This is a genomic window from Streptomyces lunaelactis, assembly GCF_003054555.1.
Classification (GTDB): Bacteria; Actinomycetota; Actinomycetes; order Streptomycetales; family Streptomycetaceae; genus Streptomyces; species Streptomyces lunaelactis.
The window spans coordinates 3,719,869-3,740,697 of the sequence record NZ_CP026304.1 but is presented as its reverse complement, the minus strand read 5'-3'; the positions used below and the strand labels follow the sequence as shown (position 1 = coordinate 3,740,697).

Below are 20,829 nucleotides of genomic sequence, written 5' to 3'. Positions count from 1 at the left end.
CCACGGATAGGTAACTCCCGTGCGCCGGGCCTAGGTTCGTAGCACCGCCGGACGCACTGCATCCCGGGGCCGCGCGGTGCCAGAAGCTGAAGCCGGCACCGTGTGTCCGCGGCATGCAGGACGCGGCGCGTGTGTTCAGCGCCCCTGGTGGAGCAGGGCGGGACACATCCACCCGGTGCGGTCACGGTCATCCCCCTGTCCGCCGGTAACGGCGGAGGCCCGACCGCACCGGGCGGCCGGCAGCCGGCCCAGGCCGGACATCACCCTCACACGACCCGGCTTTCGGCATGCCCGAATCCGGTCCACTCGAAAGGCACGCAGTGAACGTCACACACCGAAAATCCCGGCGCGGGCGCATACTCGTCGCCACCGCACTGGGTACCACACTCCTCGGCGTCGGCGCCGTAGCCACCGCCATGGCCGGGGAGACTTCCCCCGCGTCCAGGGCTCCCGCCGCCCCCGCCTCGCCGAAGTCCGCGACGACGGCGGCCGAGCCGACCGGGGGCTTGATCGTCGGATACAAGTCGAAGGCGCAGGAGGCGCGTTCGGCCAAGGCGGTACGCAAGGACATCGGAGCCAAGGCCGCACAGACCGGCGAGAAGCTGTCGTACGAGCGCCGTCTGGGCAACGGCGCGGCGCTGGTGAGCCTGGGCGGAGTACGGCCTGCCAAGGACGTCACCAAGCTCATGGACCGATTCCGGGCCGATCCGGACGTGGCCTACGCCGTCCCGGACCGCCAGGTGCCGACCCCGGCCCTCGAGTCGCCCCGTGACCCTGCCCGCTCCAGCGAGCCATCCGGCGACACCGACCGCTTCTCCGAGCAGTGGAACCTGTTCGAGCCCACGGGCGGCATGAACGTGCCTGACGCGTGGCGTACTTCCACCGGACAAGGGGTGACGGTCGCCGTCCTTGACACGGGTATCACCAAGCACTCCGACCTGGCCGTCAACACCGTCGCCGGGAACGACTTCCTTACCGACACCTTCCAGGCGAAGGACGGCGACGGCCGCGACAGCGACCCCTCCGACCCGGGTGACGCCACCAAGCCGGGCGAGTGCGGAGGCAAGGGGAGCCGGTCCTCCTGGCACGGCACCCACGTCGCGGGCATCGTGGCCGCCGCCGACGACGGCAAGGGGATCGTGGGCGTCGCGCCCGGCGCGAAGGCGCAGCCGGTACGCGTGCTGGGCCGCTGCGCCACCCCGGACTCCGACATCATCGACGCCATCACCTGGGCCTCCGGCGGAACCGTCGCCGACGTACCCGACAACCCCACCCCAGCCAGGGTCATCAACATGAGCCTGGGCCAAGAGGGCGTCTGTACTCCGCCCATGCAGCTGGCTGTGGACCAAGCCGTCCAGCGCGGCACAACGGTCGTCGTCGCCGCCGGAAATCGCGGCAACCTGCCCGAGCCGCAGGATGCCGGGAACTTCGATTACGCCAGCTGCGACAACGTCATCACCGTCGCCGCCACCGACCGTGAGGGCAACAGGGCCGAGTACTCCAACTTCGGTAATGCAGTGGACATCTCGGCCCCCGGTGGTGAGCTGCTCACGTCGAAGAACCCCAAGAACGGCATCCTCTCCACCGTGAACTCCGGCGAGGACGGACCCGTCTCCGAAAGCTTCGAATTCGAAGAGGGCACCAGCCAGGCAGCCCCGCAGATCGCCGGTCTCGCCGCCCTGATGATCGCTGCCAACCCAGCGCTGACGCCCGCGCAGGTCGAGTCGGCCATCAAGGAAAACGCGCGCCCCCTGCCCGGTACCTGCGAGGGCGGTTGCGGCGCTGGGCTCGCCGACGCCGCGAAGACCGTCGCGAGCGTCTCGAAGGGCGCCGCACCCCCGGCGGCCGGCTCGCCCTCGTCGCCGCCTTCGGACTCCTCGTCGGCCTCGCCCTCTTCGCCTTCCTCGCCTCCCTCTTCGCCCTCGCCGTCGGCCGGGACCGGACAGGCGGCGGACGGCAAGGACCTCAGCGCGTGCTTGAAAAACACCTGCGAGGTCGAGGTGACCAGTGGAGACACGATCAAGTTGGACGGCACGGCAGGCGTCGACGAGTTCACGGTCGTCAGCGTCGCCGACAACGCGCTGACGTTCACGGCATCGTCCGGCAACGGCGCGCAGCAGTCCAGCGGCAGCCAGACCAGCCCCGGCCGGTCGACGATCAACGACCTCGTCGTGGACCTCATCAGCATCGATGGCGACCGGGCGATCATCCGTCTTTCCTGATTCGGCTCGCTGCGGGGAGACAACATCCGTGGAGTACGGAAATCCGCCCTTGTTCTTGGCTCTCGAGGGAATCATCCAGAGACTCGATCCCGCCAAGACGTACACCGTGGGTCGTGATCCGCAGTCGGACGCGGTATTCCAGGAGGCCATCGTTTCCTGGCGGCACGCCCGAATCTACTGGGGCGGAAGGAGCTGGGTCCTCCAGGACCTGGACAGCACCAACGGCACCTATGGCCTCGGCCGGCGCGTCTCGCTGGCCGAGGTCGGCCACGGTGCCGAGTTCCGCCTCGGCGACGCGGACGAAGGGCCGCAGCTTCGCTTCACCGGTCCACCGACGCACCCGGGCATCGTCAGCGCCGCCTCAGTCACCCGTATCGGCCGGTCATCCGACAACGATCTGGTCGTCCGCGAGCCCGAAGTCCAGCCGCACCACGCCGAATTCCGGTTCACACCAGCCAGTTGCGAGATCGTCGACCTGGGCACGCCTTACGGAACCCATGTCAACGGCCATCGCGTCGAGCGGACCCAGCTGCGCCCCAACGACACCGTCACCGTAGGTCGCCGAACGTTCCGACTGATCGGCGATCGGCTCAGGGACTGCAGCGACGCCGAGGAGCCATCGTCGTTGATCGCCCGTCGGCTGACCGTCAAGGTCAAGTGCGACAAGGGCCAGAGGACACTGCTGAACAAGGTGAGCTTCGCGGTGCCTCCGAAGGCTCTGATCGCGGTGATCGGACCGTCCGGCTCCGGAAAGTCCACCCTGCTGCGCGCCCTGACGGGTCACCAACGGATCGCCAAGGGAGAGGTGCTCTACGACAACCAGAGCCTCCACGAGCGATACGCCGAGCTGCGTCAGCACATCGGCATCGTCCCTCAGCACGACGTTCTCCACCTGCAGCTCACGGTGCGGACCGCGCTCCGTTACGCCGCCAGACTGCGCTTCCCTCGCGGCACCGACCCCGTGGAGCGCGACCGCCGGGTCGAGGAGGTGATGAGTGAGCTCAAACTCGACCTCCACGCCGACAAACGGATAGCCGCGCTCTCCGGTGGACAGCGGAAGCGTGTCTCGGTCGCCCTGGAGCTTCTGACCAAGCCCGCGCTCATGTTCCTGGACGAGCCGACCTCCGGCCTGGACGCGGGCATGGACCGCGATGTCATGCAACTGCTGCGAGGACTCGCCGACGACGGCAGGACCGTCCTCGTGGTCACACACTCCGTCCGGGAGCTGGAGTTGTGCGACAAGGTACTGGTCCTGAGTCCTGGCGGGTCCCTGGCGTACTTCGGTCCCCCCGACGAGGCACTGGAATTCTTCGGGCACGACACGTGGGCCGACGTCTTCTCCGCTTTCGAGGAGCACCGTGAACACGACTGGTCCCGCCGGTGGCGCGAGTCGCAGCAACACCTCACCCCCGCGGTCGCCCTCCGGCCGGCGGACGGGCCGGCGGCGCCCGCGGCCCCTGAGGCCGTTCAGCCGCCGAAGCCGCCGAAGCCGCCGCGCTGGACGGCGCAACTGTCCACACTGGTTGGCCGACACCTGGCGGTCATAGCCTCCGACAGAGGTTTCGTCGGCCTGCTGGTGCTCCTGCCCGTCCTCCTGGGCCTCGCCAACACCGTCGTACCCGCTGACTTCGGCCTTCGAAGGGCACCCGACGGCAAGGTGAACATCGAGGCCGGCACGATCCTTGTGTCCCTCGCCATCAGCATGTGCTTCGTGGGGGCCGCGAACTCCGTCCGTGAGCTGGTCAAGGAACGGGCGATCTATGAGAGGGAACGGGCCGCGGGCCTCTCCAGATCCGCCTATCTGATGTCGAAGATCACCGTGCTGGGGCTGATCACCGGCGTGCAGGGGATCATCCTGTGCGCGCTCGGTCTCGCACCGCGTGAGCTACCGCCGGAAGGCATAGTCGTGAATGGCACCCCGGTCGTCGAGATGACCTTCGTCATCACACTGCTCGGGTTCACCTCGATGATGTGTGGGCTGCTGATCTCGTCACTGGTGAAGACTGCCGAGAAGACCATGCCTCTGCTGGTCCTTTTCTCAGTTGTCCAGTACTTGTTCTCGGGCATCACCTTCAGACTCTTCGACAATCCCGGCGCCGAACAGGTGGCCTGGCTGGTGCCGTCACGCTGGGCCATCGCAGCGGAAGGAGCGACACTCGACCTCGGACAACTGCTCGGTCCGCAGGACAGGACGGCCCCCTCGGCCACCGACCCTCTGTGGCATCACACGCTCACTCAATGGCTGACCGACACAGGCGTACTGCTCGGCACCGCAATGGCCTGCTACCTGCTCACGATCCGGTTCCTGCGCCGCCACGAACCGGAAGTCGTACGAAAGTGACGAGGAACGAGGCGTCGAGGCCGCCAACCGGACCGCGGTCAACGTGGACGTGCACACGCCCGTCGTCCAGGACACGCAGCGCGAGGCCATGAGCCACATGGACCGGCTGCTCAGGAGGCGTCCCGGTCGTCAGTGATCGCCGCCGTTGAGGTCAGACCTGGATGTCAAAGACCCCGGACCGTGATCGGTCCGGGGCCTTTCGGCTGGTCGGGCGCGGTCCAGGCCACCCCTTCCTCAGCCGAGGCATCCAGCACGCGCCCAACGCCTCATTCACCGTGGGTCCCGGTAAGTTGCCTGACCAGGAGGCAGAACCGTGTCCTTCAGTGCCGCATCCGCCAGGCGCCGAACAGCCCGGTAACCGCGCCGAGATAGGTCGGTGGACCGGCTGCCGGTATGACTGCCCGCCCAGGTGTCCCCTTCAGCGCCCGGCTACCGGGTCAGGGTGAGCAGGACCCTCTCCAGCATCTGTCGCAGGGCCGCCCGGTCGGTGGTGTCCGGGCCGGGTCGCGTCACCCCGTCGTACGTGAGTCCTTCGGCGAAGGCGACCACGAGCCGCCCGCCCTCTTTCGGATCCGGGCTGCCGAGCGCCGTTGCCAGCAGCTGCGCCTGGCCGACGAAGCTCTCCCGGGCGCGGAGCAGTTCGGTGCCCAGCTCCCCTTCTGAGTGGCGCGCCGTCAGGAGGATAATCTCCAGGCGGGCGCGGGTGCGGTCGCGTTGGGGGCCGAGCCAGTGGGCCAGTACGCCCGCGAAGCGGTCGGCCACCTGACGTACCGGCGGCGCCCCGGCCAGCTCTTCGGAGACGGTCGCCGCTTCGATGTCCGCCACTTCCTGTTCGGCGATGAACGCGACCACGCCGGCGAGCAGTGCCTGCCGGGTACGAAAGTAATAGCTGGTCGACCCGGCCGGCACCTTCGCCTGCCCGTCGACCGCCCGGTGGGTGAGCCCTCGCAGACCCTCATCGGCAATAACCGCCACCGCCGCGGTGAGCAGCGCCTGTACGCGGGGGCTTCTGGCGCTGCTCATGCGACGGCCCGCTTCCTGAGCCTGCTGAGCATCATCCGGCGGACGAGGCTGCTGAACGGCTCGATGAGCCGCCAGTACCGCCGCATGGCACGACGAGCCGCCTCGTCGAGGCACAGGACCCGGGTCTCGGTGACGACCCGCGTACCGCCGGTGGCGGCGTCCGCGGTGAATCTCATGCTGAAGGTCGCCTTCGCGTAGCCGGGTTCGTCGAATGCCAGGAACTCACGCGGGCCTGTGACGTCCGGCCGTCCGTCGGCTGCTCCCATGGTCCACCACTGCCCCACGATTCCCCGGACCATCTCTCTTGGTGGGTCTTCGGCCAGCAGCAGAAAGCTGTCCCTCAGATCCTCCTCCGGTACCTCGCCTCTCCCGCTCTTGAGGCGGCCGAGCTGCCGCCGCACGGTGAACAGCGCCCGGACGATCGGCCCCCACCCCTCGCCGCCGGCCTGCTCCATCTCCTGCCACGCTGCCCACACCGCCTCCACCGGAGCTGGGATGACCGTCTGGTGCCGGGAGCCGAAGTCCGGGCGGGGAACGAAGGTGCCTGCAAGCCCACTCATACCCGGGACTCTACATTTGTAGAGTGCGTGGGGCCAGACGTTCGGCATGATCAGCGCGGATCCGCCTGGATCAGGGAATGGTGTGGTGACGAAATGGCCGTCCAGCGTGACGAAAGTGACTCCCGTGGTAGGGGTTATGCCTGTCCCTGTGCCCGGTGCCGCTTTGCGTACGACCAGGTCACCGCGGTCATCAGGGCCGGGATGGCGAAGAGCGGGGCGAAAGCGAAGCCCCAGACGGTCTGTGCCGTAGCGCTCGACATGTACGTCTGGCTCTCGACGGTGAAAGCGACCACGAGTTGCCACAATGCCACCAGGACCAGGACGCCCGCGGCGGTCCAGGCCAGCGGGGCGAGGACCCTGGGGTGCAGCGGCCGCCACCGGTCGCTGACGAGCAGCAGCGGAAACAGAGCGGCCAGCTCGGCAAGGACGGAGAGGCCGACGACGTATGCGATGCCCCAGCCTGGGATGTCGAAGACGTCGCGCAGCACCTGGTCGCTGTAGCCCACATAGACACCGGATGCCATGGCGATGCGCCACAGGCCTGACGGGACGGCGCACAGAGCGATGGCGTGGGCGGCGCGGCGAGCCCAGACAGGTGCAGGTGCGGAGGCGGGGAGAGGGGCGGTCGCTGTCGTCATGACGTACATGCTGGCCCTGGACATGGCGGCCGCACTTCGTCCGCTACGGCGGACCGTATCCGCCCTGCGGATGAGGGCGCACCCGCTGAGGGAGGACCTGAGGAGGGCTCAATCGCCGGACAAGCTGGGTTATCCAACCGTCCGGCGATCGAGGACATCGCGACCAACTCGGTGAACGTTCGCGGTCGCGCCTTCGCGGGGGAGGAGCACGACAACGCCGACGCGGCCCCCTTTGGCCGTGGCGGCGGCGAGGTCGCCAAGCTGGGGGTAGAAGGGGGCCGCCGTGCCTAACCCGGCCCCCTGTGACGGCAGATGGGGAGTTGGTCGTCCTGTCATGCCCCGAAGCTAGAGACGGGGCAGCGGGCGAATATGGCCTTGGCGGGAGTTGGGCAGCGCGCCTACCAGTTCCGGTTTATCTCCAGGGCCTTGCTCTGCTGGCCCATCTCCAGGGCCACGCTGATCGCGTGGATCTGCACGTTCCCGGCCGAGAAGGTCAGCGAGTGCCGGTCGTAGACCGGCGCAGGACCCCGTGCACCGTCGTGCCTTCATCGCCGCTGCCACCGGGACCGCTGTTGCCGCAACGGCCGGCGCCTCGCGATCCCGTCTCGGCCAGAGTCACGTGGGCCGTTTCCACGAACGTTCGGGATCATCCGCCGGCCCCAGAGGGAACTCGGGGTCGGCCTGACGGCGGCTATCCCCCAAGATACTCTCCCGGCGGGTGGGAGGACGGTTGCCGCCAACGGTTCGCCTGCGTGCGGCCTGTGCTCGCCCGTTGGGCTGGGTGGTAATGCGCCAGTTGGGCGGCACCGGGCGACGTCCGCGTCCGAGGCGCCGTCGCGTACCCGCGAGACCGCATCGCCCGGCTACCAGCTCGCGTTCGCCGCGCACCAGGCCAGCAGGCGCAGGTGGCCGATACCCGGCAATCCAGGCCGCCATCGAGCGGCAGGCCCGGGAGCAAGCGGGGGAGCCGGAGAAGTTGTTCGGCGACAGCCAAGCCGCGCGATCGCCGAACTGCGTGAGCACGCGGGGCGTACCGAGATGGTGTCGTGGGTGGTGACCGCCACCGCCGGACCGCCCAGCGCCCTTCGGCGCGAGCTTGGAGTTGCGATCCTCGGCCACCCTCCGGCATGCGCAGCACGCGCCGCCCCGAGCACCTCGCGGTGCTGGAGCGGCGCGTGCTGCCGGCGGCCGAGGACCGGATCAGCCGGTGAGGATCAGTTGGTGAGGATGCCCGGGTCGGACAGGCCCGAGGCACCGGTCTCGACCTTGCCCGCGAGGCGGCGGAGGAAGTTGGACGAGGTGGTGGAAGTGACCGTCACGTCGTACCAGTTGCGGCAGGCGTTCAGGTCGACGGAGTGCGTGACGGTCGCGCCCTTGCGGACCGTGAAGGTCTGGGGCGTGCCGGCGTAGGCGTTGGTGACGGTGAGGTAGGCGTCGGCGGTGCCGGCGTTGGTGAAGGTCAGGTCGAGGTTGCCGGTGGCCGCGTTGTGGCGGGCGGCGACCTCGGGGCCGGCGGTCTTGCCCGGGTTGCGGAAGCGGCGCAGGAAGCCGTTCGGCCCGTGGACGGTCAGGTCCGTGACGCCCTTCGAGTACCGCGAGTTCCAGTTGTCCGCGATCGACTTGCCCGCCTCGGTCGTGTACGTCCAGGGCGCGTCGGTACGGTTCGCCGAGGTGACGTAGAACTGGGCGCCCGCGGACGGGCCGCCGCTGAAGCTGAGCTGGTAGGTGCCGGTGCTCGGGTCCGCGGAACCGTCCACGTGCGGCGCGTACGCGAGCGGGCGGGTGGGCTTGGCGCCCGGCTCCTGCCGGGGCATCATGCCGACGGCCGGGGCGGGGGCCAGGAAGTCGGGGTGACGGTCGCGGTCCGGCGGGAAGTACCCGTCGGTCGGCGGTAGCCCGACCGGCGTCGCCTCCGTACGCGCGAAGTCGAAGGCGGAGGTCAGGTCGCCGCAGACGGCGCGCCGCCAGGGCGAGATGTTGGGCTCCTCCACGCCGAAGCGGCGCTCCATGAAGCGGACGATCGAGGTGTGGTCGAAGGTCTCGGAGCAGGTGTACCCGCCGGTGCTCCAGGGGGAGACGACGAGCATGGGCACGCGGGGGCCGAGGCCGTAGGGTCCGGCCACGTAGCCCGTCTTGCCCGGGAAGTGGTCGAGCGCCGTCGGGGTCGTGGACAGGCCCTGCTCGGGCCCGGACGGCACGTACGGCGGCACGATGTGGTCGAAGAAGCCGTCGTTCTCGTCGTAGGTGATGAAGAGGGCGGTACGGGCCCACACGTCGGGGTTCGACGTCAGGGCGTCCAGTACCTGCGAGATGTACCAGGCGCCGTAGTTGGACGGCCAGTTGGAGTGCTCGGAGAAGGCCTCGGGGGCGGCGATCCAGGAGATCTTCGGGAGCCGGCCCGCCTGGACGTCGGCGCGGAGTATGTCGAAGAAGCCGTCGCCGTTCTTGGCGTCGGTGCCGGTACGGGCCTTGTCGTACAGCGGGTTGCCGGGCTGGGCGCCCCGGTACTTGTTGAAGTACAGCAGGGAGTTGTCGCCGTAGTTGCCGCGGTAGGCATCGTTGATCCAGCCCCAGGAGCCGGCGGCGTCGAGGCCGTCGCCGATGTCCTGGTAGACCTTCCAGGAGACGCTGGCCGCTTCGAGGCGCTCGGGGTAGGTGGTCCAGTCGTACCCGGCCTCGGCGTTGTTGAGGACCGGGCCGCCGCCCGTGCCGTCGTTGCCGGTGTGGCCCGTCAGCATGTAATAGCGGTTGGGGTCGGTGGAGCCGATGAAGGAGCAGTGGTACGCGTCGCAGATGGTGAAGGAGTCCGCGAGCGCGTAGTGGAACGGGATGTCATCGCGGTTCAGGTACGCCATGGTGGTGGCGGTCTTCGCGGGCACCCACTGGTCGTACTTGCCCTCGTTGAAGGCCTTCTGGCCGCCCGCCCAGTCGTGGTTGAGGCCCTGGAGGAACTCCATGCCGAGGTCGTCGCCCGGGGGCCGGAACGGCAGGGTGACCTTCTTGCCTGCCGCCTGGTTCCAGACGGACTTGCCGCTGGGCAGGGTGACCGGGCGGGGGTCGCCGAAGCCTCGTACGCCCTTCATCGCGCCGAAGTAGTGGTCGAAGGAACGGTTCTCCTGCATCAGGACGACGATGTGCTCGACGTCCTGGATGCTGCCGGTGGTGCCCTGGGCGGGGATGGCGGCCGCCCGGGCGATGCTGTCGGACAGCATGGTGAGTGCGGTGGCGCCACCTGCCAACTGCAGGAAGCGGCGGCGGTTGAGTTCTGCCATGGTGAGTCGACCTCTGCGGGTGAGGGGGCTGGCGGGGGGCGCCCCAAGGAGAGCGCGCACGGGGTACCGCCCGGCGGACGCCCCATGACTGCCCGCGGTACGGCGGGCAAACGCCTTGCGTCGACACTTCCGCGGGATCTGCTTCCCACCGGTCCTTATCCAGCCCGCGGGCGTGGCCGGAAGCAGCTGACGGGCCGAGTCCGCGTAACGCATCGCGGTCTTCTCATCGAGTCCGACCACCTCGGCGAGGTGAAGTGGGTCGGGGCCATACGCTTCGCATCGTCACTCCCGAGCCCGTCAACGACGTGAGCAGGTCCGAGGCACTCAACGCCGCCCAGTGCACGTTCCGCGAGGCCGGCGCGCCCAACCTCCTGATCGACCGGCTCGGCGTGCCGGCGAGCGGTGAGCAGAGCAGTTCGTGGACGGACTTCACCGGCGCCTGGAGTCCGACGACGAACTCGGGTAGGAAGACTCCGAGGTTGGGGCGGGAACTGTAGCGGCCCGCGATGATGTCGAAGAGGTCACCTTCCGGGGAGAGCACGCCGATACGGCCATGGGCGGCCAGGAGCTTGGTGCCCGACCTGCTCCGACAGCGTCCACCCATTCTTCTTCTCAAGCGGCGCAAGCAACCCGTTCAGGTAGTCCGACGCCCGCTCACGGGGTTCGGACCTGCCAAAACGGTGGGCGAACCGGGCATGGAACCGGCTATCCCCCCGGCCCACGACTCGACGTGCTCAACCGTCAACGATTCATCGCACAGTCACAACAACGAGCGAATCCAGCACCCGTCACGGTAGATGCGGTGGCTGTATTAGGCGGCATAGACCACCCTGGCCGCCGTGCCGAGTTCTTGTCATCACCCACGACGGCCAGGGCTTGGCTCTCTGCGGTCTGCACGCCTGAGAGGGCGCGAGCGAGTCAGGAGAGCCAGTCGGCGTAGTGGGTGGGGGCGAGGTGAGCGTCCTTGTCGGTGAGGACGTCACCCCTGACGACGGCGAACATGCCGGCGGTGGGGTCGGTAACGACGGTACGGTTGTCGCCCTTGCGGGACAGGGTGATCCGGCGCGCCGCTACGGTCATCACCGACCTCGGCGATCCCTGGGCGCACCCCGAACGCGAGCGTGCCCTCCGACGGTTCGGCGAACGGCTCGTAGAAGGTCTCAACTCCAGCGACTTCTCCCACACCGCCGCTCTACTCTTCGACGCCCTGCGCAGAGCCCGCTACTCGAGCCGCGACGCATAGTTGGCCTGGGTCGTCGCTGCGGCCCCTGTACTCAACTCGGCAGGCCAAGACATGTTGCCCGAAACGTGGAAACGCTGGCGCGAAGTCGAGGACTGGGCGCTCACACGACCGCTTCCGAGCCGGTCAGGGAGCACTCCCCGGGTTTGAGACCTGCGCGACGCTGCCCGGGTTGCTCGGAATGCTTCTTGGGGCCACGCTGATTGGCGCCGGTACGGGTGTGATCACACCGCTTGGCTTCGCCGCACTGGCCGCCTCCACACCCCAGTCGCGGCGGGGCCAGACCACGGGGTCCGCCGAACTCGACCGCGAACTCGGCGACGCGGAAGGTCCGCTGCTGGTCGCCGCGGTCGCCACCCTGACCACGCTCACGTATGGCTACGCCGCTCTCGCCGTGTTCCTGGCCGTCATCGTCCCGCCCATCATGCTCGCCAGGGCGCCGCCCGGCACCCGCATACGGGCCCGAACCAGAGTGTGCAAGCGGGGATCTCCGGCTGCGACAAGCTGTCGCTGCTGGAGAAACCGGCCTGCTATCGCGACTTCGCGCAAAGGCCCTCAAGGTCGGTGCCGGCGTCGGCATGTTCGCGTACGGCGTCCACTACCTCCACAAGGACACCGTCGAACACTTCGGCACGGTGAAGAAGGAAGCCGCCGGCCTCCAGAAGCTGAGGGAGGCTTCAAGGAGGACCCGACCAAGATCGCGGACCCTGAGTACCGCAAGCAGGTCGAGGACCGGATCCGCGCGACGGCCGCCGGCGCGTGACGAGGTCCTCGCGACCGACCCGGGCGGCGAGTTCGCCGAGCTGACCCGGCCGCGCCCGGTGATGTCGACGCCGTATACCTCCGAGTACACCGACAAGACGTTTGTCCGACTGTCGGTCGCCGGCGCGGACGGCGACGTCTCCGACCTCACGTCGACCGAGCAGCACCGCTACTGGCTGCCGGACCGGCAGGCGTGGGTCCCGGCGGGCGAGCTGCGCGCGGGCGACCGCCTGCACACCGCCGAGGGCACCGAGGCCACCGTCACCGCGACCGAACGGTCCGCCGGCCGGCAGGCCACCTACGACCTCGACGTCAGCGGCATCGACAGCTACTACGTGCGAGTCGGCGCCCAGGACGTCCTGGTCCACAACTGCACCGACCTGGCGCGCGCCGAGCGGATGTTCCCGGGCATCGCCCACACCCTGGACGAGCACGTCAACGTCGACCGGCAGAAGATGGAGGCCCTGGCGAAGGCCAAGACCCGGCGGATGGGCAGGCCCACGTCCAACTCCCGTTGGAAGAGCGCGGACCTCGCCCAGAAGGCGCTCAACCAGCTGGTCGACCAGAACAAGGACCGCATCACGAAGTTCGTGCAGGACGCGGGCAAGCCGGGCAAGCCGCAGCAGCTCACGCTCCAGGGCACGTACGGGACCGGATCGCTCGGCGACAGCATGGACCACCTCGGCAACTACAGTCCGACCACGAGCAACAGCTTCAAGGTGATCCTCGCCGCGACAAAGGGCCACAAGCCCGGCGGCTTCTACGTCCTGACCGCCTACCCGCTGTAAAGGGGAGCAGAACCATGCACGACCCCGCAGCACAGCACGAGGACATGACCTTCGACTTCGGCGTGACCGAGCTCGGCACGTCCTTCCACGGCGACTGGATCCTCTACGCCGACACGGCACTGGATCATGCCCTGGCCTACCTGGGTGGCCGGAACCCGGGTCTCGAACCCGGCCGCGTCCTGCTCCTCATCGAGGACGTACTGCGGCTGCGGGATTCGGACCTCACCGGCGAGGAGCTGAGCGTTCTCTGGCGGGCCACGGGCACACCGATGGATGGCCAGCCTGAGATCGGCGGCAAGGAGCGCGCGTCCGTGGACCGCCTGCTGTCGCTGATCGTGCCGATCGCGAGAGCACGCGGCGCTTCGGAGGACGCCTGCACGACGTATCCCGTGTGCGTGCCCGACGGGGCCTCGCCGGCGACGGTCGAGCATCGCCGGCGGACGGCGGAGGTGGTCGCCATGGTCGGGCTGCTCGACCAGGGCGGAGACCAGGACACCCGGTCAGCGGCCACCCGTCACGCGCTGATGCGGTGCGCAGAAGTTGTCTGCGCCGAACTGGCCTTCCGGTTCCTGCTCTGTGCTGTCAACAGTTTCGGCACACCACTGACCCCGGCGGCGTACGAGCGACTCGAGCATCTGGCCGCGGCCTTCGGCTACGGCCCACACGTGGTCGACGCGGTCAAGTACCTCGTCAGCTGAGCGCCCGCCCGGCAGGCGCCCGGACGGCACCCCTCCCCGAGAAGACCGGGGACGGGTGCCGTCCGACAAGAGCCCGCATCCCTGCTCGAGTTGTGAAGCCCTGAGGCGATGCCCACCCCAGGCTGCGACAGTGCTGACTCCATGACCACTGCAGTGCATTTGAGAGGACGCTCTCTTGGAAGGCTTGGTCGAGGGGCTCTGTACTCAGCCGACGGCTGGGCCTGCTGCGGGTGCTGTGTCCCCGCAGGACCGGCCTGGATCAGGCGATATCAGTGGCGTTGGCGCCGTGGCGCAAGGCGCGGGCGGTGCACGATCCGGGCAAGATCCGGCTGGATGTGGCGCTCGCGTTCGCGCTGGGCGGGGACTGCCTGGCTGATGTGGGCCTGCGTCGGGCCGGTGGCGTCTGATCCGACGGTCTCCTGCCTGATCGACACCCTCGCCTCGATGTCGCCCTGAACATCGTCAAATATGACAGCGGGCACGCTACTCCCTCACCAGGGCGGTCCTGCTGGGCCCCAATTGATCACCGACGAGATCTTGTCGTTCCAGCCCATTCCTGCCAGGTAGGAGAGGGAGCACGGGGCGTTGAGCATGTACTCATTTCCCCGGTAATCAACGTGCTCGAAGATGGAGTAGGCGAAACGGCAGGCCGAAATCGAGGAGAAGAAATCGTTGGCCCCGTAATCGCCGAGTCGGGAAACCTTTTCGCCCGCGGGGATCCGGAATCCGTCTCCCTGCCAGTCCATATGCTCCCACAGGTCCAGGTAGGAGGGGACCTGGGACGGCTCGTAGCAGTAGCCGTACGCCCTGCACAGCTCAGTGCCGACCCGCAGTCTCGCCGCCTCCCGCACCATGGGCACTCGCTCTGTGTAGGCGGCGATCGCGGGACGTTCTTCGAATACTGTCGGGGTCATGTAGAGCGAGCCCGACAGATCCTCGTTCATGCGTTCCAGGTCGTCGACCCGGGTGCCATTCAGTAGAAGAGGAAGGCAAGGCATAAAAGGTTGCTTCGATGCAACATACGCCCGGTTCTCCCACAGCTGGGAGAAATCCTCTGCAGATACACCGTGCACAGGCGTTATTCCGGGAGCGTTATCCGGCATGATGCCTCCTCACATGAGCAAGAAGTGCCGGTCGTTATGGAATCACTTCAATCAGAATAACGCCCGTCCAGAACAGCTGCCTCCTGGCGCAGCAGCGCGTCGAGGTCGTCCAGGAGAAGGCCGGCGGTTTCGCAGGCTTCAGCCACGTCACCTTGTTCGGAAGCCTCGGAGACGTCGCTGCGAAGGATGGAGAGTGAGTCGCCCCGGATCAGCACACCAGGGAACCGTTGACCGGGCAGGCGCACCACCGCGTTGTTCCCGCCGTCCGTGAACAGCCTCAACACGTTCCATGAGGGCCATCCAACCTGACATCACCATCTGACATCAACGACAGCAGACAGGGATGGCGTTGGGCGGTCAGGAGTGGCCGGGCCTTACGCGGCCAAATGCGCTGTCAGGCACGCCCGATCGAACTCCTAAAGCGAGTGTCGATCCACCCGGCTTGCCTCTCGGCCACAGAGGGCTGTGGGCCGTGTATGGGCCCTCGCGTTTCAGGGCGGCCAGCGATGGCCCCGACCGGGAGCAGGCTCTTTGGTCGCGAAGGCCCGGCCCCCAGTCTCACCGGCCGCGGAGGGTGTGTAGGGTCTGCCGCTGTTACTCAACGAGAGGGGGCTGTGATGTTTTTGAGCAAGTGGAGCAAGGCCGCGGCGGTCGGGGCCTGCGTGGCGGGAGCGCTCGCCCTTGGGGTGAACCCCGCGTCGGCACAACCGAACTGGGCGGCCTGGGTCCCGGGGGTGGACTACAAGTGTGGGACAACCGTCACTCATCCCGCGTCGGTCAACATTGCCATGCAGACGTGCATCTTCCGCAACCCGAGCAACGACACCTTCCAGCCCGTCACCGTGGTGGTCAATAACGCCCCGACCACGGTGTATCTGGAAGCCTATCCTTGGAATCTCAGCAACTCGTATAGCAGCCACTGCATCAAGACGCCGGTCGCGGCCGGCAAGCGGGTCGCCTGCTACGGAGCCACCGGGCCCGTCGCTCCTGAGGACCGGCCTATCCGCATGAACAGTCAGGTCTTGTTGAACGAAAACCACGGCGGCTGGACCACGACGGTCACCTGGTAACGAGCACTAGTACGGCAGACAGGAGGGGCGTCCGAGACCGGGTGCCCCTCCTGTCTGCCGCTCTGGCCGGAGCGCCAACAACCACGAGAGCCCGTTCCGGGGGGTCGCCCAATGGCGTTGGAACTCCTCAAGCGGGTGTCGACCCGCCCGGCTGGCCTCGTTCGGCCCCGCCCCCCCCGCAGAGGGCTGTGGGCCATGTATGGGCCAGCACGGGAAGTTGAGCCGCCTAGCCGCATATCGGCCCCTGACCAGGAGATAGGTCAGGGGCCGTTGCGCTGGGCGGCACCCTTTCGCGACCGTGGTTCCCCTGGCTTCCCGCACGATCGGGCACGGATGGGGCACGTGCTTGGAAGGCTACGACGGGGCCGCGGCAGGTTCGTCGGTTTCTGCGTTGTGCTGGGAAGGGATGCGTGCCCTGGTGTACCGGCGGCTCTGGACTAGGCTCCTCAGGTCCTTCGGGGTCGGCCAGGGAGCACGACGGTGGATCATACGGTGGCAGTTTGCGCAGATGAGAGCGAGATCGCTGAGCTTGGTCCGGCCTTCGCCGGCCTCGTGCAGGGGAACGACGTGGTGGCACTCGATGTAGCCGCTTCCGCGGTCGCCGTAGACCTGCTCGAAGTCGAAGCCGCATGCCTCACAGGCGAGCTGACGGCCCTGGCGCAACACCGCATCGATCTTCCTCTTGCGCAACCCCTTGTCCCGCTCGCGGCTCCTGTGGCGGCCTATCAGCAACCTGCCCTCGGGCGCGCTGTAGTCGTCTTCCTCCTCGGCCTCCGAAGGCAGGTCCTGGAATTCGCCTGCGGTAAGGCCATGCCGGATGCGCTGGGCTACCTCCGCCATCTCAGCCGGCCGGGCGAGGAAGTCGTTCATGACTTCGACATCAAGCGCATTGCCGTTCGTGGGCTTTCCCCGGTAGCCCGGGTGCCGGGACGTGATGTCAACCGTTTTGCGAGCTACGCCGTTGGGATTCCGGAACAGCTCGTTGCGTAGTTCTTCAGGATGGATCGGCATGGTCTGTAGCTGTGCAGACAGCTCGATCACGCGTGGGTCGTCGAACTCCAGTCGCTTCCAACCGTTGGCCATCGCCAGGTCGCAGGCGAGGATGATCTCGTCACGCGTCCAATCGGGGCTCCGAGACGAACGGATTACGAAGCCGAGTCGGGCGAGCCACCTGGCGGCGTGCGACCTTCCCCCGATCAACTCGTCCGGCCTCAGCACTCGACCTTGATCGAACTTGTGGGCCACACCAGCGATGGCCTTCGAGTCGTATGTCCGGTCCTCGTGTAAGAGGAGATACCCGGTTGCTGGCTTGTACCCGTACTCGGACAGGAACCTGTCACGACCCAATTCGTCATACTCCGCCATGGCCTTGAGGACACCGTCTCGGCTGATCGCACCTTTGCGCATGGCGGAAGCGTATGGGCCGCCACTGACAGCCTGTTAGACGTCCACCACCTCAACCCACCACTCACCCCAGCTCCTATCCCGTCCGCCTTCGACCCACACACCGTGGTGCGGTCGTGGTTCAGGGCGTCAAGGTGGAGCGCGCCACTGTACGAACGACCTTGACGCCCTGGGCCGCGACTGCTCGGCTCTGCCTGGGTCGAAGGTGGTCGGGATGGGAGCCCACAACGCTCGCCACGAATCCGCCGGCACTCGCAAACGGCGCCCCATCCATCCCGGAGTCTGAGCGCCCCCGCCGGAGGCATGTCTTTAGCCCGCGGCTCGGTTCTCGACTCATGTCCTCGGGCCTATCCACTGCGGGCGCGCGTCGGCGGCGGCAGCGCCGAGCGGGCCGGAGGCAGGAGCGCGGGCGCAGCCAGAGCCGGGAAGCGCGCCCGGCGGAGCGGAGCGCAGCCGGGGCTTGATCCAGTAGAGAAAGTTCTACCGCGCTGGGATCAGGCGCTTGCCGTCGTGGCTGCGTACGTGAGGGCCGTCCTCGTCCAAGGCGTCCAGGAATCGGACCGCGTAGACCTCGGACATCCGCTCGGCGATTTCCTCGGGCGTGAGCCAGGCGACTGCCGTCGACTCGTCGGAGGTGCGCTCGATGCCGCCGGACGGCTTGCAGCGGAAGACCAGGGCGACGATGCCGCGCGTCGTGTTCTTGTAGACGCCGGAGAGTTCGTCCACCTCAACGTGGATGCCCGTCTCCTCCAGGACCTCACGGGTGACGCCTGCTTCGGGTGACTCGGTGAGTTCGAGAATTCCGCCCGGCAGTTCCCAAGTCCCGTTGTCCGCTCAGCGGATCGCCAGGAGTCGGCCGTCCTCGCGCACGACGGCCCCGGCCGCAGACACGGAGTGCAGTGGCGTTGACTGGCCTGCGCTGGCGCTTGCCGCCGCCCGTGATGACCACCTCTTCGCGGCCTGGGTCCTGTGCCTGGGGCTGCGCCGGGGTGAGGTCCTGGGCCCGACGTGGGAGTCCGTCGACTTCGAGACCAGTGAGTTGTACGTGGATCACCAGATCCAGCGGGCCGGGCGTCAGATCCTCTACCGCGAGACCAAGACAGAGGACTCGGACGACTTCCTGCCTCTGCCGGCGCTGCCTCAAGGCTCTGCGAATGCGTCGCGCGCAGCAGCTCGGCGACCGGAAAGCCGTCGGGGAGCTCTGGCAAGGCAGCCATGACCTGATCTTCACCACGAAGCACGGCACCCCGATCGAGCCTGGCAACCTCACCCGCATGTTCGCCCTGCGGGCTCGCCGTGCCGGGCTCCGGGTCATCCCGCTCCGGAACACCCGGCACACGTGCAGCTCACTCCTGGTGGCCCTCAAGGTCCACCCGAAGGTGGCCCAGCGCATCCTCAGGCACTCACAGATCGCCATGACGATGGAGGTCTACGCCGAAGCGAGCGAGGAAGCTGTACGCGACGCGATCGGCAAGCTGTCCGACGCAATGGGCCGCACCGGCTGAGCGGTGCGCATCGAAGAACTGAAAGGCCAGGCGACCCGCTCGGGATCTCCTGGCCGTTGGGGCTACTCGAAGCGGCCTCGACGTTAAGCGAATAGTCCACCCCGACCGAGAAATCGTCAGACTCACCGCGAATCGTCAACGCGTGCTGCCCAGGTTCCAGTGGCGGCAGCTGCACCCATACGCCACATCCAGTAGCCGTGAAGCGTCCGTCTGTCCCGGTGACAGGGTTGTTGGCGACCCCAGCACGGAGATCGCCTCCTCGGAGTGCCTCCGAGGCGACCTTCTTGCCATCCAGCACCGCGGACCCCTTGGCGGCACTCATGAAGCCTGCGCAGGCCGACGGATTTCCTATGAGGTTCACAAGGGGGAAAGCGAGAGGCACTCCGTTAGGGACGCTGCACGTTCGCTTGACCTGACCGCCGAAAGAGCCCGCCAGAAACCATACGTCTCGTGACTGGTTGCGCCCGCATGAGCTTCCGTCCTGGTCAGCAACGGGGTTCGTCTGCTCAGGTTCCGACGCCGCCCACGTCCACCACCGGCTTTGCAGATCCCCAGAGGAGAGACGGCCCTCTGTCGAGGGCGGTACTGGGGGAGAGGGGACAACCGTTGCACGCACCCCTGTCTCTGAACCTGCGGTCTGAGCCCCACATCCCACCAATGCGGATAGCACCGCCGCAGCAAGTCCTGCTCTTCGAGCCTTGACCCTCATGAACGCCCCTCCCGGTGTCGCACTGATCTCTCGACTCCCTGGTCGACGTGCGACATGCGCGACACCCTAGCCGCGAGCTGGGTCGGCACTCGGACCTCAGTCCGTTTGCTGTACACCCAACGCCAGAGGCCCCCGGATTATCTCCGGGGGCCTCTGGTCTGCTGTGCACTCGGCAGGATTCGAACCTGCAACCTTCTGATCCGTAGTTCTGTGTGGATCGGTCGCTGGCGGTCATACCGGTCGCGCTATGGGCGTAGGAGGACGCTACCGGACGTGATCGGTTTCTGGGGTTGCTGTACTTCACTGCTGTACAGCAGCCGGGCTCCGTCGCGCCCACTGTGCACCCCTTGGGCCCGCACGGGACGGCCGGCCGCGGGCACCACCCGGGCCCGCGGCCGGCGTTCCTGCTACCTGCTCAGCCAGTCGGTGGGGGTCACAGCCTGGTCCGTTAGGACCTGGAGGTTCTTTCCGTCGGCGGCGTCGACGACGTAGGTGCTGTGGGTGTAGTCGAAGTCGTCCATGGCGGAGAAGGCGATTTGGGTGCCATCGGGCGAGAAGACGGGGCCCTGGACGCTGCTGAGGGGGGTCGTCCAGCTGCTCTGCAGCTCGGTGACGGCGCCGGTCGCCACGTGGACGGCGTTCAGGCCGTTCTCGGTGACGTAGACGATGCGCTGCCCGTCGGGGGACCAGTCGACGGGCGTGGACCGCGCGTTGCGAGCGGTGCTGATCTGGTGCACCTGCCGGGTGGCGATGTCCATGACCCAGACGTCCCTGCCGTACTCCCAGCCGTCGGCCGTCTCGTACGTGGTGGTCCTCACGAAGGCGATGCTCTGGCCGTCGGGCGAGAAGGTGCCTGCGCCGCCGGTTGTCGTGAGCACCTCCTGTCCCGTGCCGTCGCTCTTGATCCACTCCATACCGCGCGGGCTGTCGTAGACGATCCGCTTGCCGTCCGGGGACCAGTCGGGGTGCCCGACGTACGGGGCCTCATTGGTTTCGGGCGCGATACCCCGGACCAGAACGTGCTGGTCACTGCCATCGCCGTCGGCGACCACCAGGTTCCGGGCGTACATACAGCCTTCGGTCTGGGGAATGCAGGTGTCGTCGCGCTGGATGTATGCCACGGTGGAGCCCTTCGGAGAGAGGACGCCGTCCTCGGCGTTCTGCGCGAAGGTCCGGATGACGTCGCCGCTCACGGGGTCGAGCGAGACCAGAGCGGGAGAGCCGGAGGAATAGCCAGTGGCGGTGATCAGGCCGGCCGCCGTCCCCTGCTCCGCCGCGGCGGTCCCTGCTGTCGGCAGACCAGCAGCGACGACGATCCCTACGGCCAGCACGACGCGTTTGAAAAGCACTTGAGCCCTCCTAGGGCAACCGGAGTTTCCGGCCCCCAGTACAAGAGCGCAACCGGATCAAGAAACGTCACAGGGGCGGCGTCAGGCACGTCAGCCCCTGGACTACCACCTCCGCTTGGGAAGCTGCAGTAATCAAGGGCCGGTG

Annotated in this window: 14 protein-coding genes and 7 pseudogenes; 9 read left to right on the top strand and 12 right to left on the bottom strand. The window is 67.7% G+C overall.

Features of this window, described 5'->3' with window-relative positions:
* Positions 1-320: 320 nt before the first annotated feature.
* The 3 genes and pseudogenes from SLUN_RS16850 to SLUN_RS42355 form a co-directional block, all read left to right on the top strand.
* Positions 321-2,222: a S8 family peptidase gene (locus tag SLUN_RS16850; RefSeq protein WP_257153744.1), complete on the top strand. Its 1,902-nt coding sequence runs from the start codon at positions 321-323 to the stop codon at positions 2,220-2,222.
* The gene (locus tag SLUN_RS16845) at positions 2,191-4,563 is read left to right on the top strand and encodes an ATP-binding cassette domain-containing protein (protein WP_108149263.1); all 2,373 of its coding nucleotides are present in this window, start codon (positions 2,191-2,193) and stop codon (positions 4,561-4,563) included. The genes SLUN_RS16850 and SLUN_RS16845 overlap by 32 nt, the downstream gene beginning before the upstream one ends.
* Before the next feature lie 46 nt (positions 4,564-4,609).
* Positions 4,610-4,699 (top strand): annotated as a pseudogene (locus SLUN_RS42355) (integrase); the annotation flags it as partial.
* Between the two features lie 293 nt (positions 4,700-4,992).
* Here the strand turns inward: SLUN_RS42355 and SLUN_RS16835 are convergent.
* From SLUN_RS16835 to SLUN_RS16815, 5 genes and pseudogenes are all read right to left on the bottom strand, one after another.
* Positions 4,993-5,586, bottom strand: coding sequence for a TetR/AcrR family transcriptional regulator (locus SLUN_RS16835; RefSeq protein ID WP_108149261.1), 594 nt, complete (start codon positions 5,584-5,586; stop codon positions 4,993-4,995).
* On the bottom strand, positions 5,583-6,146 hold the full coding sequence (locus SLUN_RS16830; RefSeq protein ID WP_108149260.1) for a hypothetical protein: 564 nt from the start codon (positions 6,144-6,146) through the stop codon (positions 5,583-5,585). The genes SLUN_RS16835 and SLUN_RS16830 overlap by 4 nt, the downstream gene beginning before the upstream one ends.
* Before the next feature lie 134 nt (positions 6,147-6,280).
* The gene (locus tag SLUN_RS16825; protein WP_108154788.1) at positions 6,281-6,793 is read right to left on the bottom strand and encodes a hypothetical protein; all 513 of its coding nucleotides are present in this window, start codon (positions 6,791-6,793) and stop codon (positions 6,281-6,283) included.
* Between the two features lie 360 nt (positions 6,794-7,153).
* A pseudogene (locus SLUN_RS41210) lies at positions 7,154-7,305 on the bottom strand (helix-turn-helix domain-containing protein); the annotation flags it as partial.
* Positions 7,306-7,998: 693 nt separating this feature from the next.
* Positions 7,999-10,056, bottom strand: a complete 2,058-nt coding sequence (locus tag SLUN_RS16815; protein ID WP_108149259.1) for a phosphocholine-specific phospholipase C — start codon at positions 10,054-10,056, stop codon at positions 7,999-8,001.
* A gap of 305 nt (positions 10,057-10,361) precedes the next feature.
* Between SLUN_RS16815 and SLUN_RS39465 the strand changes: the two genes are divergently transcribed.
* Positions 10,362-10,553 carry a hypothetical protein gene (locus tag SLUN_RS39465; protein WP_159100274.1) on the top strand — a complete coding sequence of 64 codons (192 nt, stop codon included), beginning with the start codon at positions 10,362-10,364 and terminating at the stop codon, positions 10,551-10,553.
* A gap of 60 nt (positions 10,554-10,613) precedes the next feature.
* Here the strand turns inward: SLUN_RS39465 and SLUN_RS41205 are convergent.
* A pseudogene (locus SLUN_RS41205) lies at positions 10,614-10,801 on the bottom strand (IS701 family transposase); the annotation flags it as partial.
* 173 nt (positions 10,802-10,974) lie between these two features.
* Positions 10,975-11,118 (bottom strand): annotated as a pseudogene (locus SLUN_RS16800) (LysR family transcriptional regulator); the annotation flags it as partial.
* A 756-nt stretch (positions 11,119-11,874) separates the two neighbouring features.
* On the opposite strand from SLUN_RS16800, the gene SLUN_RS16790 reads away from it, so the two are divergent.
* The 3 genes and pseudogenes from SLUN_RS16790 to SLUN_RS16780 all read left to right on the top strand — a co-directional run.
* A complete protein-coding gene (locus SLUN_RS16790) occupies positions 11,875-12,846 on the top strand; it encodes an RNase A-like domain-containing protein (protein ID WP_159100273.1) in 972 nt (323 codons plus the stop codon).
* Positions 12,847-12,860: 14 nt separating this feature from the next.
* Positions 12,861-13,544 carry a hypothetical protein gene (locus tag SLUN_RS16785; protein ID WP_108149256.1) on the top strand — a complete coding sequence of 228 codons (684 nt, stop codon included), beginning with the start codon at positions 12,861-12,863 and terminating at the stop codon, positions 13,542-13,544.
* Between the two features lie 239 nt (positions 13,545-13,783).
* Positions 13,784-13,988: pseudogene (locus SLUN_RS16780) on the top strand (IS1380 family transposase); the annotation flags it as partial.
* A gap of 47 nt (positions 13,989-14,035) precedes the next feature.
* On the opposite strand, the gene SLUN_RS16775 reads toward SLUN_RS16780, so the two are convergent.
* On the bottom strand, positions 14,036-14,647 hold the full coding sequence (locus SLUN_RS16775) for a beta/gamma crystallin family protein (protein WP_159100272.1): 612 nt from the start codon (positions 14,645-14,647) through the stop codon (positions 14,036-14,038).
* 47 nt (positions 14,648-14,694) lie between these two features.
* On the bottom strand, positions 14,695-14,931 hold the full coding sequence (locus tag SLUN_RS16770) for a DUF6959 family protein (RefSeq protein WP_108149254.1): 237 nt from the start codon (positions 14,929-14,931) through the stop codon (positions 14,695-14,697).
* 333 nt (positions 14,932-15,264) lie between these two features.
* Between SLUN_RS16770 and SLUN_RS16765 the strand changes: the two genes are divergently transcribed.
* Positions 15,265-15,717 (top strand): hypothetical protein, encoded by a 453-nt coding sequence (locus SLUN_RS16765; RefSeq protein ID WP_159100271.1) that lies wholly within the window; start codon positions 15,265-15,267, stop codon positions 15,715-15,717.
* A 354-nt stretch (positions 15,718-16,071) separates the two neighbouring features.
* Here the strand turns inward: SLUN_RS16765 and SLUN_RS16760 are convergent, their stop codons facing one another.
* Entirely contained in the window at positions 16,072-17,124 is a 1,053-nt protein-coding gene (locus SLUN_RS16760) for an HNH endonuclease (protein ID WP_108149252.1), read from the bottom strand.
* Between the two features lie 477 nt (positions 17,125-17,601).
* Positions 17,602-17,991 (bottom strand): annotated as a pseudogene (locus tag SLUN_RS16750) (NUDIX hydrolase).
* A gap of 49 nt (positions 17,992-18,040) precedes the next feature.
* Here SLUN_RS16750 and SLUN_RS42060 point away from each other — a divergent pair.
* Positions 18,041-18,626, top strand: a pseudogene (locus SLUN_RS42060) (site-specific integrase); the annotation flags it as partial.
* Between the two features lie 1,116 nt (positions 18,627-19,742).
* Here the strand turns inward: SLUN_RS42060 and SLUN_RS16735 are convergent.
* Positions 19,743-20,684, bottom strand: a complete 942-nt coding sequence (locus tag SLUN_RS16735; protein WP_108149251.1) for a DPP IV N-terminal domain-containing protein — start codon at positions 20,682-20,684, stop codon at positions 19,743-19,745.
* Positions 20,685-20,829: the final 145 nt, after the last annotated feature.